This window comes from Pirellulales bacterium (assembly GCA_036499395.1).
GTDB lineage: Bacteria > Planctomycetota > Planctomycetia > Pirellulales > JACPPG01 > JACPPG01.
The window spans coordinates 31,914-47,215 of record DASYDW010000089.1 but is presented as its reverse complement, the minus strand read 5'-3'; the positions used below and the strand labels follow the sequence as shown (position 1 = coordinate 47,215).

Sequence of the window (15,302 nt, the reverse complement as noted above, 5' to 3'; positions counted from 1 at the left end):
TCAAATGTGATGGATCGGTCCATTTCTTTCCCGTCTCTGTCGACATGCAATTACTCTCGAGCCTTGCCACCATTGCGGCCGGCGAATCCGTCATAAGTGCAGACGACTAAAGTCGGCTAGTGGGTCCAAGCTATGAATAGGCGTCGGGGATCGAACCCGCGAACCGATTTTTGCAACCAATACGATGGCTTACAGTTAGAGCGTAGCGACTCGCCGCGCGCAGCCCCTGTGCAGCACTTGGCCGTAAACGATGGTCATTCAGTGGCATCCGAGGGCACGCTGCCCGCGCCTCCTCGATAATCTGCTCCACAGTCAGGGGCCCGTGTTAGTTTCCCGTGCCCGAAGCATCCTGCCTTGGAGGAATGAAGCCGCGTCTCCCAGTGTTTCCGCCAGTGAACTTAATTACGTTTGCAAATCTATCGACGTCGTCTGGCGGGACATCATTCTCAAGGATAATCACTTGCACCGCTATTTCGCGAGTGGCCAAGGAACGATAAAACATATCCTTTACTTCTGTTGAAAATCCCCCCTCATCGTCGTCCGGTTCCCGATAGACAACGAGGGGCGAATCAATCGTCACCGTTGAGGGGTGCGGCATGTCGCGATGCGCACAATAATCTGCCAATGCAATATTGAACGCTGAATGCGTAATCGCTCGCACACCTTTGCCATGTCCCGCACGCTTTCGGCCGGAAATCACTAAATCCTGATCGTCTTCACTGAATACGACCCGGTCTAAGCCCGGAAAGTTCCACGCTTTGAGAAGTGCCTCATTTTCCTGACTGAACTGCTCTGCTTCTCCGACGCTATCAGCAGATACCCCACCAGAGGAAGCGTTGAACAATGCCGCCTCGACTCCGTCAGCCATTTGATCGAGTTCAACTATTTGGTCGTGAAGTTCGATCACTCTCAGAAAAGCCGCACGTCGTTCCTGGCCTTCTTTGAGTTGTTGAATAATCTCTTGGAGTCTCGGCTTCGCCTCACTTTCTAACTGTTCTCCAATATCGCGCAGAGAGTTGCGAAGGCCGCTTAGACCAGCTTGAAGCGAAGAGAGTTCCTGCTCGTTCTCGTTCAGTGTTCCACCTAAATCCGCTTTTAACTCACGAGTACGTTTAGCTTCCGCCTGAGATGCGTTGGCAACAGTCGCCGGCGCAGCGCTTTCAGAGTGGAAATCAGCGGCATGATGTTCCGGCGATGCACCGCATACAGGGCAGCGATTCTCCTGTAGCTGATCCAGCCGAAATCCCACTTCCGCGATTGACTCTAAACGCCGCAGGTCAGATGTATATTGCTGGTCCAGGAGCACAAAACGGACTTGTAGCTGTTCAATGACCGCGATACGCGACTCTACTCGGCGGACGTCGTTCCATGTATCGCGGCGTGAAGTCTCTAGGTATGCCGCCGATTGCTGGCGTGAAGCCAATTCAGTATTCAATTCTAGGAGGTAGTTGTCAGCTTTAGTAAGTTGGTCGCGTAGGAGGTCGCCCGTGCCTTCAACTCCAAGTGATTTGATTCGCGACAAGAGGCTTTCGCGAACCTTGTCAATCACTTCGTTCTTTCCCGACTCCTTTTGCTTTGCGATGCGTCGGTCCGGCTCCTCACGGATAGCTGAATCATCAACTCCTGTTAGCAGTAGTCGGAACACGTTTTTCTCAACAGTCGCAGTCGTAAACTGACCAGTCAAAAGCGGCGAGCGTTTCGTTATGATCGACTCTTCATCAACCACGATAAGACGCGCAATATCCCGAAAGCTCACCTTCCGAGTCGTGCCACGGGTATTTGTTCGGACCAGCTTTCTGGCTACTCCGGATAGCTGGAGTAGGAAATGCGAGACGGTGTTTTCGCTGTTCGGATCATGCGTTGCGCTGAGAATGACCTCTTCTCGTCCAGGAGAAGTCAGGGCGACAGACCCTCCACGCAGCCCCCTAGACAGCGTGTAAGCGCCATTGTCATTTCGACTGATAAGGGATAAGTGAACCTCCTGATAACCTTCGGCCTCAGGGATTGGCTCAGGAGATTTACTGCCGCCGAACATGAAATCGATGCACTGCGCGATAAAGGTTTTGCCGGTGTCAGATGGTCCGGCAATCACGTTCAACCCATCTTCGAGCTTGACCGAGGCATCTGGTAGCCCGAGTCCGCTCAAGGTCAATCGCGTCAGATAGAATCCATAACTACTCATTCGTCATCCTCTAAATGGAGGACTGATTCCATCTCGAACTCGGCACCCCACACTCCGATGTTGATTTGAACCACCGATTGAAGTTCTGCATCTGACTTACCACCGTAAGTCGACTGCAACCATGTCGACCGGTTACGCAAACCAGAGACGTATTCGGCATCAATCGCATCCAGGAAGCTTGAGGAAGTTTCCGTCGCCGCATAGCCTACGCCGCTTCCGTCATACCGGATCTCGACCAAGCCCCGGCTGTAGAACAACATCAGGCCGGCTTGAAGAGCATTTCTGCGCACGAGAATTTCGCCACTTCTGTGAGGCGTCTGAGGATGAAGTCCACGAGGTCCCGCTGGAAGATCGTCCGAGTGGACAACGAAGTAGTCGAGAATAACGAGTCTTTCTAAGGTGCAGGCGTCAGGAAACACGTCCGTCAAAAGGACGAGTGCTCGTAGACCGACCTCAACTGGGCTGTTGAAAAGGACGAGTTGTCGATCAACCATGCTCATTTGATCCACCTCAACTTGTCGTCATTTGCTAGCTGATGGCAGATCCCTCCTCGGTCTCGGATGGTCAGACGGCTCACTAAGGCGTGCGCCGTTAGCTGGAGCGAGCGCGCGATCTTGACGACCGCCAAGACACGACGGTATCCGTTGTCATGAGCGGCCCGTATCTCATCACCGATTCCGCTATGCAGTTCATCCTGAAGACGTTCAAATTCACCGGGAGGCAATGTATCCCTTGAGAACGCTCGCAATGATTCGGCGCTGTAGAACTCACGGCGCGAGTCGAGAAGGTGCGCCTTCAGTTCCTCGTCTGATAACTCGTCCAGTCTCGCAATTACGCGATCCAGATGGGAGCCATAGGCGTCGAGCAGATGCCGAATGTATGTAATCTCTTCCGCTGTCGGAGTGTCAGGGAGAGTAACGATGGGAGGACGTGCGGGCAAGCCTCCTCCGAAGCGAGCGACATGCCATCTTGTTTTTGCATGACCATCAATGATGCGAAGCGGTGGTATAGCGTCGAAGATCGAGAAGTCGAGTTCATCAAGGTGTGCTCTCAGCGCCGCATCAAGTGGTGTCGGCCCCGTCTCGGTAATGGCATTCAGGCAATAGGTATCCCAATTCTGAATCAGTTGGCTCCTCAGCTCCGCCGCATTTCTGAGAAGGCGCGACAATTTGTTACCCGCTCCTCGAGGTGCAACGAAGGAATACCTGCGCGGATAGGCGTATTCTCCTCGATACGTGTAATAGACCAGTTTGCCTAGCTCTACCCAAACATCAGAAGGTGCGAGCGGCGCACGGTATTGCTTGCACTGGTAATTATCCCAAGCTCCCGTACCGCACTTGCTAATTCCGATGACGTCGCGGCCACAATCGCCGGTCCCGCCACAGCGTTCGACTCGTTCATACTCAGATCGGAGGCTATCAGCCCACTCTAAAACGAATTCTTCCCACTGCTTAGGCTCAAATATCCGAATTCGTTCGATGGCGGGAATGGGCTGTCCCGCATGCACGAAATCACTTGGGGTCGCGCTGTGGTTGGCCGGCAAAGGTAGTGGAGTTGGAGCTATGCTTGATGCCATCGCCCGCCCGTGTGGTTTGCCAAGTCAATGAAGGGCCAGATGTGCGAATATCTCTGCTTGCGACATTGCCGTCGTGGCTGCGCCGCCATCGCCCCCAAAGTCAGAAGTCTGGAGCGGCCCAAAATGGCTGGCCCGGTGGATTACATGCGGCCAGTATACAGATGGCCGGTTGGATCGCGTAGTAGCCCGAAAGACAGGTGGCGTAGAGGAGCTAACTTGCTCCGGCAACAAATGTTGGGGCAGAACTGATCGTTTAATTGCTATCCGACAGAAGGCTTATCTGGCGGCGACGAGATAACTAGGATGAGGTCAGACTCGATTTAGTTGAAAAGACGCTTATAAGTGCCCTCCAAATTCGATTCTGCCGGTCGATTGCGCTATGTACCCCTGACCACTTCTTCATGAATGCCAATTCATTCATTCCTCCGGCCGATATTCCGAGCGGTGGTCGCATCGCCTCGTAGAAATCAACTAACTAACTCATTTTCCAGAGGAATCGAACGGCTTGACCAGGATTGTTGTTCGACTCGATCGCTTAACGACATCTTGAAGTGACCGTGTTTTGATCCTCGCCGCCGTCGCCATGCGCTGTGTGGGCGCGCTCCGGCGTCGGGATCAGGAAGGCAGTATTTGTATAAGAAAGGGGAACGGCGTAACTGTTTGATTTCGCTGAATCCGAAACGACAGATTTGGGCGGTAGACCGTCACGAATGGACGGTGGACCGACAAAAATCCCTTGCGCCTTTGTCGGTCGTGTGCCAGTGCGCTGTCTGTGAAGTGACAAAAATGGAGGACAAAAATGACGGATGAGCGCCAAGCAGAGCAGCAGGTTGTTGAGCTGCCCACAAACCAGCTCAGCGTGAAACGGGGCTTCCCCATCTACCGCACTAATCCAAGCGTCCCATCCGCGAACGGGATACCCACGCGTAACAGGCGGTTTCAGGTGCCCGGTGGCAAGGCCTCGATGATCGTCGACAATAGCACTGGCGAACTCAAAGGTATCGGCGGCATGGGATTCTGGTGGGACGAAGAAGTGGACACCACGCGATTCGTCAAGATGTTCCTTGATGGGATCAAACAAGCGGCTGGTCTCTCGAAGACCGGCATCCAGGTATTTGAACTCGTGTATCTGCAGATGCGTGCCAGCCCCGGCTCCGATGAAATCAAGCTGAATCAGTACGTCGCGAAGGACCACGGCATGAGCGACCGCACGTATCAACGGGGCGTACGGGAGCTGCTGGAAAAAGAATTCCTCTACCGCAGTGCCAGTGACGGCGTCTTCTTCGTCAACATCCGCTTCATGTTCAACGGAGACCGGCTGGCGTTCGTCAAGTCCTATCACCTCAAAGGCTCCAGCAGGCAGCATGAATTGCCGCTGGCCGAGGTGCAGTCTCTGCCCGCTCCCTCTGACTGAATCAGGAAATATAGCCGTTGGTTCTGAGCCACGGCTCAATGGCTTCTTCCAGGATGTCTTGCAGTGTGTTGGGTTCAAGGCCCTTCAACTGCCGCTCCAATGAGGCGCGTTTCAGCGCCTTGGCAAAGTCTTCTCGCATTCGCGTGCTGATCGGCACCCGGTTAATCGTGGGGGTTGTCGGGGTCATGTTCTGCGGCGGCTTGACCTTCTCGCCGTAGACGAAATCCTTCTCCGCTTCGTTGTCGATAGGCGGGGGCGTCGATTGCAGTCCATCGATGAGAGAGCGTCGATCGGCCATCCCTTCCCCCCTACGCTTTCGCAACGTCTCGTCTAGTGATGACGCGGTTCTTGGCCACATTCGGCAAGATCTCGCGGAACAACGCATCGACTTCGTTGGCGGCGTCACGGGCGCGGGCTCCCATGTTCCACACGACGGCCCCCTGCCCCGGTGCGTCGGCATAAATCTGCCGCAGGATCATGGCATTGGTTGCCAGCGGTAGCGATAGCGCGGCGGCGGCGTCTTTCATGTCCTTGGTCAGTCGGTAGTGCATGCCGATCATGCTCAGCACGATGACGGCTTGGGGTACTCCCTTGCGGATGTCCTGGGCTTGCCGAAGCACGTCGGTGGCTTTGGCCAAGGCTCTGATTTCCAGCATGCTGGCCTTACATGGCACTATCGCCAGGTCGGCTCGCAACAGTAATGCGCGACTGGTCTCCGTTTGGCTACCCGGGCCATCGGCGACGATGAAGTCCGCGTCCTGGTTCAGATTGGGTAATTCATTCAGAATCACATCCGGGTTATCGAGGCGCACAGCCTTGATTCCAGGCTGCGCCTCGCGAATCCACTCCGAGGACGATTGCTGCGTGTCGCAGTCGGCAAGAGTTACGCGGCAGCCCTGCTCATGGAGCCACGCTGCCAGGTGGACGGCGAGTGTCGACTTACCGACACCGCCCTTGGAATTTGCGATCGTAATAATCATCTTCAACGGATAGCACGATTTCATGCAAACGTGCAAGCACGAAATCAATCTGGCAGGATGACAGCCTTTCAGGCTTGCTCGCTGGCAATCATGCACGATTGCTTGCTTGCCATCTGGCAATCCATCTGTCCGACATTCTGGCAAGACAGATTTCTTGCTGGCTTTCATGTCGGCAAGCTGGAAAGCCAGCCATCTTTCAAGCTTGATTGATGGCTGTCATGCAAATTTCACCGTGAAATTCCTCCTTAGCACTGCTAAGGGAAGACGTCTGCAACGTAGTTGCGTTTGCCAACATTCCAGTTTGGTCATTCAACTCAGGTTTCAGCTAGCCTGACTTTTCTTTGGAACGCTACTCTAGCTTCAGTCCGAAATGGGTCAGAATCACCCGTCTGTCTGCGCCGTTTCGGCGCGGCTTTGAGGCTGACGACAGCTTGCGACAGGGCTGCCCGCTACGGAGACCGCGCAAAATTGGCGATCGCGGGTCCACCGGCGGATGCTATTTACCCGAGGAGGAGCATTGTTGAGTTGAATTCGATTGCTCAAAAACCATGCACACGTCGTGCAGGCCGGGGATAAATGACGAACGGTAGACCTTGCGGCTGCTCGATGCGCCATGGCTGAAGCGGATAATGTCGGTGCATGTCTGCTTCAGACCGCACTCGAAGGCCAGCCGCTTGGTGTGATAGGTCAGTGGCACAAAGCCTGCCTCACGGTCACAATAGTCCCCCATCAGGATGGCGAGTTTGCCGTTTGGATTCAGGGCCTTGGCGCAGTTGCGGATGAACTGGCCGTAGCGACGCAGCGCCGGTGCCCGCTATAGGTCGCGAGGGTCGTCAAATAAAGCTTATGTGGCGCACCACATAAACTTTATTGTGTGGCAAACGTGATTATATGGTGTTGCCACGAGCGGTCACGGTAAATCAGGCGTGCGCACTGTTTGTTGCGCCGCACAATTTTCTCCTCTGCCATCGACGAACCAAATTTCCTCTACCCTCTGGGGAGGTTCGACCATGTTTGATCAGCTTTTCAGTTTGCCGGCGGTTCGTGCCAGGCATCGTAACGCTCCGCTTGCCGATGAACGCATTCAATTTCTCCCGCACGCTGCCGACCTCGGATTGTCTCGGAGAACGCTGCTGGAATTCGCCCCACTGCTTCTTGTCATCATTGAAGGGCTCGGCCTGGCGAACAGCCCCGGGAGTGCTCATCACGCTTTTCTCGGAGTGCCATCAAAGGATTGACTGGACGACACTGCCGCGCTGCAATAGTGCTTGCGGGACGAAAATACCCAGCCAAAACGGAGGGCCGACCGGGGCTTGTCGGATTACGAGTTACTTGGCAGTGCTATGCTACGCCCGCCGAAACTTCTTCCGCAGGGTGACAAAGCCCAGGCCGACAACACCTGCGACGCCGAGAACGAATGTCGATGGCTCTGGCACCGGTGTGAAGTGGATGTAGTTCGCAAGGTTGTAGGAGGTCGAAAAGGTCTCGCCCGTATACGAGCTGCTCAGTCCTGCCAAGGCTAGGATCTGCTTATCTGTGTACAGCGCCAAATGCGTTCCATAGGCGATATTAATGGCTTCCATCCACATATTGCCAAGGATGGCGTTGCCCACGATTCCGGGGTGCAAGCCGTCCATCCAAAAATCGTGGGGGTCAGATCCCGAATCAGTCAAATCGATGGCGACGCCACCAACTTTCAATTGGCCGGTCGCGTAGATATTGTCTCCCAGCGTATAAAAGTCGACGAACGGAATGTGCATTGTCTGGGCGTACGTCAGCAATTGCGAATTAATGTTGCTGATGGTCCCTTGCACCCTGGCAATCGCGTCGGGATCGCCGATCGACTGCCCTTCCGGCGTCAGTGACACGTCTTCTACGCTGCCGAGCAGCATCCCTTGTATGCCAGCGGCAAACTCTGTGTTCACGGCCGTCTGGATATTGTTGACTACCGAATTTTGGAAGGCCGTGGTCTGAGCTGGCGTCGCTGTTCCTGCCGCAATCGCCAATGCCGCGGACGTTCCCCAATCGTCATTGCCGACGAAGGTAATTCCTAGTGTGACCTTTCCAGCGGTAACATCTGCGGCCATCTTCGTCTGTTGACCACCGCTTAGAAGGGTCGCAGAAGTCGCGCCGCCGACTGCATGATCGTAGGGAAGTCCACTGCCGCCAAAGTTCAGCCCTCGGTTGGTCTGCAATTGAGCAGGCCATTTGTACGATGGCGATGAGATGGAACCACTATCGCCCATGACGCCGATTCCATGTAAAATGTCGGCGTGGGCGGACGTCGCGCTGCCAGCAGTGACAATCACGGCCAGCAGAACGACAAGGTGACGACCGTAGTCGCGATGCGGGCATCCCTTCCTAGCAAATAACAGCAGGCCAATGCCCGCGATTATCGCCATCGCCCAAGTGGCAGGTTCTGGCGCTGCGAGCAGTACGTAGGGTTGGATGTTGTAGTAGGTCGTCAGATTGTTAGGGGTGTAGCCGGCGTTCTTGACGATCTGTTGATCGGACAGGATGGGCAACGACAGCCCCCACTTCAGGTTAAAGACCGTGTCGACCATGTTTGCGATCAGACCCTGACTCCACACTGCCGGATGATAGTCATCGGGCGCTGTAATGGTGGTGAAGGTGTGACCTCCGAGCGTGAAGGGCGCCGTTAAAGCGTGGCTCAATGAGTACAGATCGAGCACTGGCACGCCGTGGGACAAAGCGTAAGCGTCGGCCTCGCTATTGGTCAGAGCAATGGCGGCACTGAGCTGCTGCAACTGCGCCGGCGTGATTCCGGCGCTTGCCGCTTCGGATTGCACGAGCGGCGTGACGGTGATATCGGGGATATTGCCAAATACCTGATGCACGGAAGGACCGGCGGCGGCAACGCCCGCAAGAGCGGTTTCGATGTTGGCCGTGTAGGAGTCAGCGAAGCCTTGAGGATCACTGAGAATCTGGTCCAAATTGCCGGTGACGTCGTTGCCGCCGATGATAAGCACCGAGCCATCGAGCTTGTTCTGCGAGGCGAGGGTCTCGACGCTCGGCAGTTGGCTGTTGACGACGTCGGTCGAAGTTGCCCCTCCCACCGCCTTGTTCTGGAAGGAGAATTTGCCGGTGGCATTGAGTTGCGCCACCCAATTGGGCGAACCACCCGAGACGCCGCTGCCAGCGCTGATGCTGTCACCCATCACCGCTAACCGGAAAGTGGCCGCATCCACGGCCACTGGGCAAGTGATGATGATCAATGGCACTAGAATTGAGACCGCCGGGCGCAAGGCTCGATCAAGCGCATGGCGATAAAAAGGTTGTGTTGAGTTCAAGGTGGAATGCATTGGCGTTCTCCGAGTGGTGACTCAAGCAATGGTCGATCAATAGTGGCCAGTTGCCAAAAGAGTTGCTGTGCCGCAACCTCGTCGCTACTTCTTAGGGAATTCTCGAATGATGCGGAACAATTCGACCATCCGGTCGTAGTACTCCGCCTTATCCAGAACCGTCGCGTTATCTACCAGGTAGGATTCGAGCCGATAACTGGCGTCTGTCTGAGGTGCCTCACTGATCAAGACAAACCGGCACCGGCCGCGTTCGGTACCATTGACGCGGCGAGAAAGTTCCAGGCGACGAATCGCCTTGTTGGACTCGTCGATGTCAATTTGCGCGGCGCTAAACTCCACCATATTGCCCTTCTGCTTGGGGATGGCGTCGATCGTTTTCACGCCCTTGCGCTGGTTTTGCATTCCTTCAGAAAATGTCAGCTCGCAATCCCGAAGAATCTGGTCGGTGAGGTGCTTGAGATCGAGGCTCAAGTAGGACAGCAATGCGTTAACCTCGGGCGGGATCTCTTTCGATTCGAAAGACAGGCCCTTGTCCGCCGCGGAGACGACCCATACCCGTCGTTGCTCGTCTTTTCCCCATAAAACGTGGTTATCGCCACGAGTGAACTCGACGCGGTACCGATCTCCTCTAGTCCATAGCCGCGCCTCGTCGAGCGAACTCAGAATCGGCAGTCCGGCGGCGTGCTCGATCGTGATTATGTATTCGCGATCGGTATTCGTATTGAGTGCCGCTTGCGCCGAGCGAACAAGTGCATAGGCCTGCACCGGAGAGGCCGAAAATAGCAGATAACTGGCGACACCCCCGATGACGAGCAGACAGGCTGCTGCGAGACTCACGCGCAACGAAGTTCGACGGATGAGCGCTGCCAAGAAACGGGATTTCTGCTGTGCAACGAAATCGCCTCCGTGTTGCGCCAGTTGTTCGCAAACGCGCGATTCGATTCCCAGGACATCGACGTCTTTCGCGTCGGCTTCGAGTGCTGCCCGAATCAAACGTGCAATCTCGTCGTTGGGAACATCGCCGCTCATTCTTGACCTTCGGTGCCTTGCACGCCTCGCGCGCGGAGAAACTCGGCCATCGCTGTACGTGCCCGATGGATTATCACTCGCACGTTACTTCCACTAAGCGACAGCATGTCGGCAATCTCGTGCGTGTTGTAGCCGAAGCTCCATAGTTCGATCGCTGATCGCTGCCGAACGGGAAGCGCAGCCAGGCCGAGATGCACGAGTTTTCGCATTTCCTCCGCTATGGCGAGGTCGGGAGGCACCATGGCCGCTGCATCCTGCAACTCCCACTTGCCGTCGGTCGAGGCGCGTCCGACTTCATCAAGGCTCATTTCGCCACGCTCGCGCGATATGGCATTCATACACGCATTGGTGATCGATCGGAACAAAAGTCGACGTCCGTCGCGCGGCAGGTTGTATCGCGCAGCAGTCAGTAACAGACGACAAACACACTCTTGCACGATGTCGTCTGCCTTTTCGCGATTACCCAGCAGTGAGGCGGCGTAGGCGACCGCGCCCGGCAGTGCGTGCGTGATCCACGAATCCAAGCGAAGACCTCAATAGTAAGCCGGCCGTCGCCAGGCGACCGAGTCACCAGCGCCTTGATGCCCGGCAACTCCAATCTTCCCAATCCATACAACACACCACCAGGAAAAATGTTACGTCGAGCGTGTGCCAGGTTGGCTGGTGGGCTGGCAAGAAGGTCAACGGTTTGACTGCGGACAAGGGAAGAGCGACAGGAAGTCCGGGTGTTGCCACCTTTCCGTAAGTGATGTCTGAGTATGAAGATAGATAACAAAGAAGTGGGGTGATAGCATTTGAACTCGGATGCGAAAACTGTTCGATTTGCAGCACTCGTCGCCGCAAGCCGTGGCGTCCGCGAATCTTCGGGCAACGAGCTCTGAGAACTCATCTCGTAATTCAAAGTCCCGCATCACCGTCAAATCGGCGGTTTTCAATTTTGCAGCACGTAGCAGTTCCGCTACCTCGACCAGGACCGAAGAGCTTCGGAAGTGCGCCCTCACAGAAAGCTGCACCGATAATTATGTGGCTTCCACTCTGGGCTGTCACCTCGCGTCCCACTGGCAATCTCGGCGGACACCACATAACGCTCTTCGCCACACAATACAGCTTTTGTCTCCAGTAGGCCGGGTGCGCCAAGATGACGTCGACTGCCTCGCATGCCGCAAAAGCATCGGGATCGCAGGCATCGAAGCCGTCGTGGATGTCCCAGGACATGCACGTGATGCCCAGTTCGTCGCACACATCGCGGCACGTCCCGGAGCCAGCCATTGGGTCGCAGACCAGGCACTCCGGCCGGAAATATAGCAGCAAGTCCTTGATCAGGTTGCCGCCGCAGTTGCCTGGATAACTTCGGTCACCATATTCGCCAGCTCGTGAATTGTGATAAAGGCTCGTAAGGGGGGGACGGGGATGGCGTTGTCCGGCGCCAGCGGCAGCTTGGCGTACCGTCTGCGGACGGTTGCCCAGCTTGTTGGACGCGGGCCGGTGCATTCGAGCGGCGAACAGCGGAATGATGCAAGCGGTTGCGTTCATTGGCCGCCTCCCTTTGTTGATTCGGCGACAAATATCTCGAAGTCGCCGTAGTAATTGCCTCGCCATTTCACCATGTCTCGCGTGGTGTCGAGCCAGAGTTCGTCGCACGGGCGCGTGCCGTAGATACGGACCGTCGTCAGGTAGGTCATGACGACGGCGGACAACGGACCGAAAGTCGGGCCATTGAAGCCCCAGTCGTCCATGTCCTCGTCGGGGTCCTTGCGGCCGTGATAGAGCCGCAGGTAGAGTTTGCCGGCGGTAAGTCGTCGGCCAACGCGGACGACGAGGCTTCGTGTGGTCTTGCTCATAGTCGGATTCCTTTCCTTGTCGGGTTAAAAACACCGGAGCGGGCGTCCATGCCCGCCCCGGCCGGTGAGCTACTCCTTCTTCTCGGAGGCAATCCGGAGCACGATGCGGCCGTCGAGGGGTACGCATTCGAGCTGGACATTGAAGCCCTTGCCGTCTTGGTGAGCCCAGGCAGAGCCGATACGGGTCCAGAACGCCTTTCGACCTTCGCGGTCGCGTACCTGATAGGCGACGTGGCTCGGCGCTTTGCTGGCGGCGGTTTCGTTGGTGTTCGTGTCAGTCATGGTCTTTCTCCTTCGTTTCGTTGAGTGTTAAGGCCACGCCCATCGCGGCCTTGCGGGCGCCACAAACGAAGCGGACCACCCGGAGCCTTTTGAAAAGGCGTTCCTGCCAAGTGGAAATTTTCGGAGGGGCCACGTCTGCACAGAGCGCCAGCGCAGGAAGATGGGGAGGGGGCCGCAATTTTCTGCTTGCGGGACCGGCGACGCTTCGTAAGTGCCAAGCAAGAAGGCCGCGGGCGCGGGCGGACTCAAGCGATTGAAATCGAAGGAGACACCTGGTTGCACCTGACACGTAACCGATTGATTTGACGCCAGACAGTGCCAATCAGAGACACGCGTTGTCAGCGGTCCGCGTTAACGAAATGTCAAAGGTCTGGGCCGTACAATGAAACATGCTGAGGGTCATTCAGAGCAGAAGCGTCAACCACGCGAGAAGCTACTTCTCGACGGCAGATTATTATTCCGAGGGACGAGAGACGGTCGGCCGGTGGCGCGGCGAGGGCGCCCGCCTGCTGGAATTGGACGGCACCATTGAGCAATCCGACTGGAACGCGCTGTGCGACAACCGGCATCCGCAGACCGGCGACCCGCTAACGGTTCGCAATAAAGATGACCGCACGATCGGCTATGATTTCGGCTTCCATGTGCCGAAGTCCGTCTCGCTACTCTATGCGACGACGCGCGACGAACGGATCATCGACGCCTTCCGCGACGCGATGGATGGCACGATGCACGACATCGAAGAAGAAATGGCAACGCGCGTCCGCCGTGGGGGCAAGAACGAGAATCGGACCACGGGCAACATGGTTTGGGGCGAGTATATCCATCTCACCTCGCGGCCCGTGGACGGTGTCCCCGATCCGCTGCTGCACGGGCACTGCTACGTTTTCAACACGACGTTCGACACGGAAGAACAACGCTGGAAGGCGGGCCAGTTCCGCGAACTCAAGCGGGATGCACCTTATTTCGAGGCGGTGTTTCATTCACGGTTTGCGCACCGGCTGGGGGAGATGGGCCTGCCGATCGAGCGAACGGCCAAGGGCTGGGAGCTGGGGGGCGTCGACCGCGACCTCGTGGAAAAGTTCTCGCGGCGGACGCAGCAGATTGAAAAGCTGGCTAAGGAAAAAGGAATCAGCGATCCGGAGCTGAAGGCCGAACTCGGGGGCAAGACCCGCGAGCATAAGCAGAAGGACCTCAAGTTTGAGGAGCTGCAACAAATCTGGCACGACCAGATGACCGAAAATGAACGCGCCGCGCTCCACACACTGGCGGAAAGGCTCGGTGATGACGCTGAGCCGACCGACCCCAGCGCTTCAGCGCGGGCGATCGACTATGCGACCGGCCACGTATTCGCCAGAAAAAGCGTCGTACCTGAGCGACATTTCCTGGCCACGGCGCTCAAGCACTCGGTCGGCCAGGCGACGGTCGAGGAAGTCGAGCGCGCGGCTGATCAAAGCGGCATCATTACCGGCGAGCTGCGCGGCCGGCGGATGGTGACTACCCGCGAGGTGCTGGCCGAGGAACAGCGGATTACCGAGTTTGCCCGTGAAGGCAGGGGCACGTGTAACCCGTTCGTGCGTCCATTTGACGACTTTCACGACGAGGCGTTAACTCCCGAGCAGAAGGGGGCCGTAAAGCATGTCGTCGAATCCCGCGATCGGCTGATGATCCTGCGGGGCGCGGCGGGCGTCGGCAAGACGCGGCTCATGTCCGAGGCGGCTCGCGCCATCGAGGAGAGCGGAACAAAGGTCTTTGCCTTTGCCCCATCGACCGATGCGAGCCGCATTGTATTGCGAAACGATGGTTTCAAGGACGCCGAAACGGTGGCTACCTTGCTCGTGAATGACAAGCTGCAACAACAATGTTCCGGACAACTCATTTGGATCGACGAAGCGGGGCTCATGGATTCTCGAACAACGGCCAAGGTGTTCGACCTGGCCGATCGGATTGACGCCCGCGTCTTGCTCTCGGGCGATCGCTATCAACATGGCTCAGTCGCGCGTGGTGATGTGCTGCGGATGCTTGAGACCGAGGCGGGGATTACGCCGGCAGAGGTTAATCAGATCCAGCGGCAGGAGCGTCGCGAATATCGGGCGGCGATCCAGGCCCTGAGCGAGCACCGCATTGGAGAAGGCTACGCCGCTGGTGGAAGCCACTTGCGTAGTCACTCCTTTGACGACCGTGTACAAGCTGTCACCGATCTTGTGTCCGTTGGAGTCGGTGGTGGGCCACTCGTAGGCAACTATGCCGTTTTGGCTGATCGCCGGGTCGGCTACGTTTCCGTCCAAAAGCACGCTACTGGACGCCAGGGTTGAAATCGCGCCGTTGTTGTAGTAGTAGACTCCTGCACCAGGCCCATCATTATGGAAGGCTGAATAGACGACCGCGCCCGAATCGCTGATCATTGGCGCGTGCGAATAATCAGCGAACGTGGATGACCCGACGGGAGCTCCGCCCGACACGATGGTGGTTAGCGGAGCGCCTGCGCCGGTCACAATGCCCGACGTGTTTGGCGCCGAGAGGGGTGGCAGCGTGCGAGCCCAAAACGCCACTAAATTAGTATCGTTAATGGACGGCGCCGCGCCAGAGGTGCCGGCACCGTATACCCCGAAGTACGTTGACGAGGCTACGACAGTCGTTAACGGACCACCATTGCCAAGCTCCAATACGCCGTTCGC

The 15,302-nt window shown here is 56.7% G+C and carries 14 protein-coding genes; 3 read left to right on the top strand and 11 right to left on the bottom strand.

Annotation, left to right across the window (positions count from 1 at the left end):
- Nucleotides 1-325 precede the first annotated feature (325 nt).
- The 3 genes from VGN12_16625 to VGN12_16615 are packed head-to-tail and all read right to left on the bottom strand — an operon-like array spanning nt 326 to nt 3,350.
- On the bottom strand, nt 326-2,182 hold the full coding sequence (locus VGN12_16625) for a hypothetical protein (protein ID HEY4311078.1): 1,857 nt from the start codon (nt 2,180-2,182) through the stop codon (nt 326-328).
- Nucleotides 2,179-2,682, bottom strand: coding sequence for an ABC-three component system middle component 2 (locus VGN12_16620; GenBank protein ID HEY4311077.1), 504 nt, complete (start codon nt 2,680-2,682; stop codon nt 2,179-2,181). Before VGN12_16620 ends, VGN12_16625 begins: the two co-directional genes overlap by 4 nt.
- The gene (locus VGN12_16615; GenBank protein ID HEY4311076.1) at nt 2,679-3,350 is read right to left on the bottom strand and encodes an ABC-three component system protein; all 672 of its coding nucleotides are present in this window, start codon (nt 3,348-3,350) and stop codon (nt 2,679-2,681) included. Before VGN12_16615 ends, VGN12_16620 begins: the two co-directional genes overlap by 4 nt.
- A 1,207-nt stretch (nt 3,351-4,557) precedes the next feature.
- On the opposite strand from VGN12_16615, the gene VGN12_16610 reads away from it, so the two are divergent.
- Nucleotides 4,558-5,172: a hypothetical protein gene (locus VGN12_16610; protein HEY4311075.1), complete on the top strand. Its 615-nt coding sequence runs from the start codon at nt 4,558-4,560 to the stop codon at nt 5,170-5,172.
- Between the two features lies 1 nt (nt 5,173).
- Here VGN12_16610 and VGN12_16605 read toward each other — a convergent pair whose 3' ends face one another.
- The 3 genes from VGN12_16605 to VGN12_16595 all read right to left on the bottom strand — a co-directional run bounded on the left by VGN12_16605 (nt 5,174) and on the right by VGN12_16595 (nt 6,849).
- Entirely contained in the window at nt 5,174-5,470 is a 297-nt protein-coding gene (locus tag VGN12_16605; GenBank protein HEY4311074.1) for a hypothetical protein, read from the bottom strand.
- 10 nt (nt 5,471-5,480) lie between these two features.
- A complete protein-coding gene (locus VGN12_16600) occupies nt 5,481-6,152 on the bottom strand; it encodes a ParA family protein (GenBank protein ID HEY4311073.1) in 672 nt (223 codons plus the stop codon).
- Nucleotides 6,153-6,648: 496 nt separating this feature from the next.
- The gene (locus VGN12_16595) at nt 6,649-6,849 is read right to left on the bottom strand and encodes a hypothetical protein (GenBank protein HEY4311072.1); all 201 of its coding nucleotides are present in this window, start codon (nt 6,847-6,849) and stop codon (nt 6,649-6,651) included.
- A gap of 313 nt (nt 6,850-7,162) precedes the next feature.
- Between VGN12_16595 and VGN12_16590 the strand changes: the two genes are divergently transcribed.
- The gene (locus VGN12_16590) at nt 7,163-7,390 is read left to right on the top strand and encodes a hypothetical protein (GenBank protein HEY4311071.1); all 228 of its coding nucleotides are present in this window, start codon (nt 7,163-7,165) and stop codon (nt 7,388-7,390) included.
- A 108-nt stretch (nt 7,391-7,498) separates the two neighbouring features.
- On the opposite strand, the gene VGN12_16585 is transcribed toward VGN12_16590, so the two are convergent.
- From VGN12_16585 to VGN12_16565, 5 genes are all read right to left on the bottom strand, one after another.
- Nucleotides 7,499-9,475: a GDSL-type esterase/lipase family protein gene (locus VGN12_16585; GenBank protein ID HEY4311070.1), complete on the bottom strand. Its 1,977-nt coding sequence runs from the start codon at nt 9,473-9,475 to the stop codon at nt 7,499-7,501.
- An 84-nt stretch (nt 9,476-9,559) separates the two neighbouring features.
- Complete coding sequence (locus VGN12_16580; GenBank protein ID HEY4311069.1) at nt 9,560-10,504, bottom strand: hypothetical protein; 945 nt, start codon at nt 10,502-10,504, stop codon at nt 9,560-9,562.
- Nucleotides 10,501-11,028, bottom strand: a complete 528-nt coding sequence (locus tag VGN12_16575) for a sigma-70 family RNA polymerase sigma factor (GenBank protein HEY4311068.1) — start codon at nt 11,026-11,028, stop codon at nt 10,501-10,503. The genes VGN12_16580 and VGN12_16575 overlap by 4 nt, the downstream gene beginning before the upstream one ends.
- 1,005 nt (nt 11,029-12,033) lie before the next feature.
- A complete protein-coding gene (locus VGN12_16570) occupies nt 12,034-12,345 on the bottom strand; it encodes a hypothetical protein (protein ID HEY4311067.1) in 312 nt (103 codons plus the stop codon).
- Nucleotides 12,346-12,414: 69 nt separating this feature from the next.
- Nucleotides 12,415-12,627: a hypothetical protein gene (locus VGN12_16565; GenBank protein HEY4311066.1), complete on the bottom strand. Its 213-nt coding sequence runs from the start codon at nt 12,625-12,627 to the stop codon at nt 12,415-12,417.
- 389 nt (nt 12,628-13,016) lie between these two features.
- Between VGN12_16565 and mobF the strand changes: the two genes are divergently transcribed.
- Entirely contained in the window at nt 13,017-14,939 is a 1,923-nt protein-coding gene (mobF, locus tag VGN12_16560) for a MobF family relaxase (protein HEY4311065.1), read from the top strand.
- The last annotated feature ends 363 nt before the right edge of the window (nt 14,940-15,302 follow it).

Bases quoted from the DNA above. Each gene is read 5' to 3' on its own strand.
- VGN12_16625 (HEY4311078.1), bottom strand. From the start codon at position 2,182: ATGAGTAGTTATGGATTCTATCTGACGCGATTGACCTTGAGCGGACTC.
- VGN12_16620 (HEY4311077.1), bottom strand. From the start codon at position 2,682: ATGAGCATGGTTGATCGACAACTCGTCCTTTTCAACAGCCCAGTTGAG.
- VGN12_16610 (HEY4311075.1), top strand. From the start codon at position 4,558: ATGACGGATGAGCGCCAAGCAGAGCAGCAGGTTGTTGAGCTGCCCACA.
- VGN12_16605 (HEY4311074.1), bottom strand. From the start codon at position 5,470: ATGGCCGATCGACGCTCTCTCATCGATGGACTGCAATCGACGCCCCCG.
- VGN12_16600 (HEY4311073.1), bottom strand. From the start codon at position 6,152: ATGATTATTACGATCGCAAATTCCAAGGGCGGTGTCGGTAAGTCGACA.
- VGN12_16590 (HEY4311071.1), top strand. From the start codon at position 7,163: ATGTTTGATCAGCTTTTCAGTTTGCCGGCGGTTCGTGCCAGGCATCGT.
- VGN12_16585 (HEY4311070.1), bottom strand. From the start codon at position 9,475: ATGCATTCCACCTTGAACTCAACACAACCTTTTTATCGCCATGCGCTT.
- VGN12_16580 (HEY4311069.1), bottom strand. From the start codon at position 10,504: ATGAGCGGCGATGTTCCCAACGACGAGATTGCACGTTTGATTCGGGCA.
- VGN12_16570 (HEY4311067.1), bottom strand. From the start codon at position 12,345: ATGAGCAAGACCACACGAAGCCTCGTCGTCCGCGTTGGCCGACGACTT.
- VGN12_16565 (HEY4311066.1), bottom strand. From the start codon at position 12,627: ATGACTGACACGAACACCAACGAAACCGCCGCCAGCAAAGCGCCGAGC.
- mobF (HEY4311065.1), top strand. From the start codon at position 13,017: ATGCTGAGGGTCATTCAGAGCAGAAGCGTCAACCACGCGAGAAGCTAC.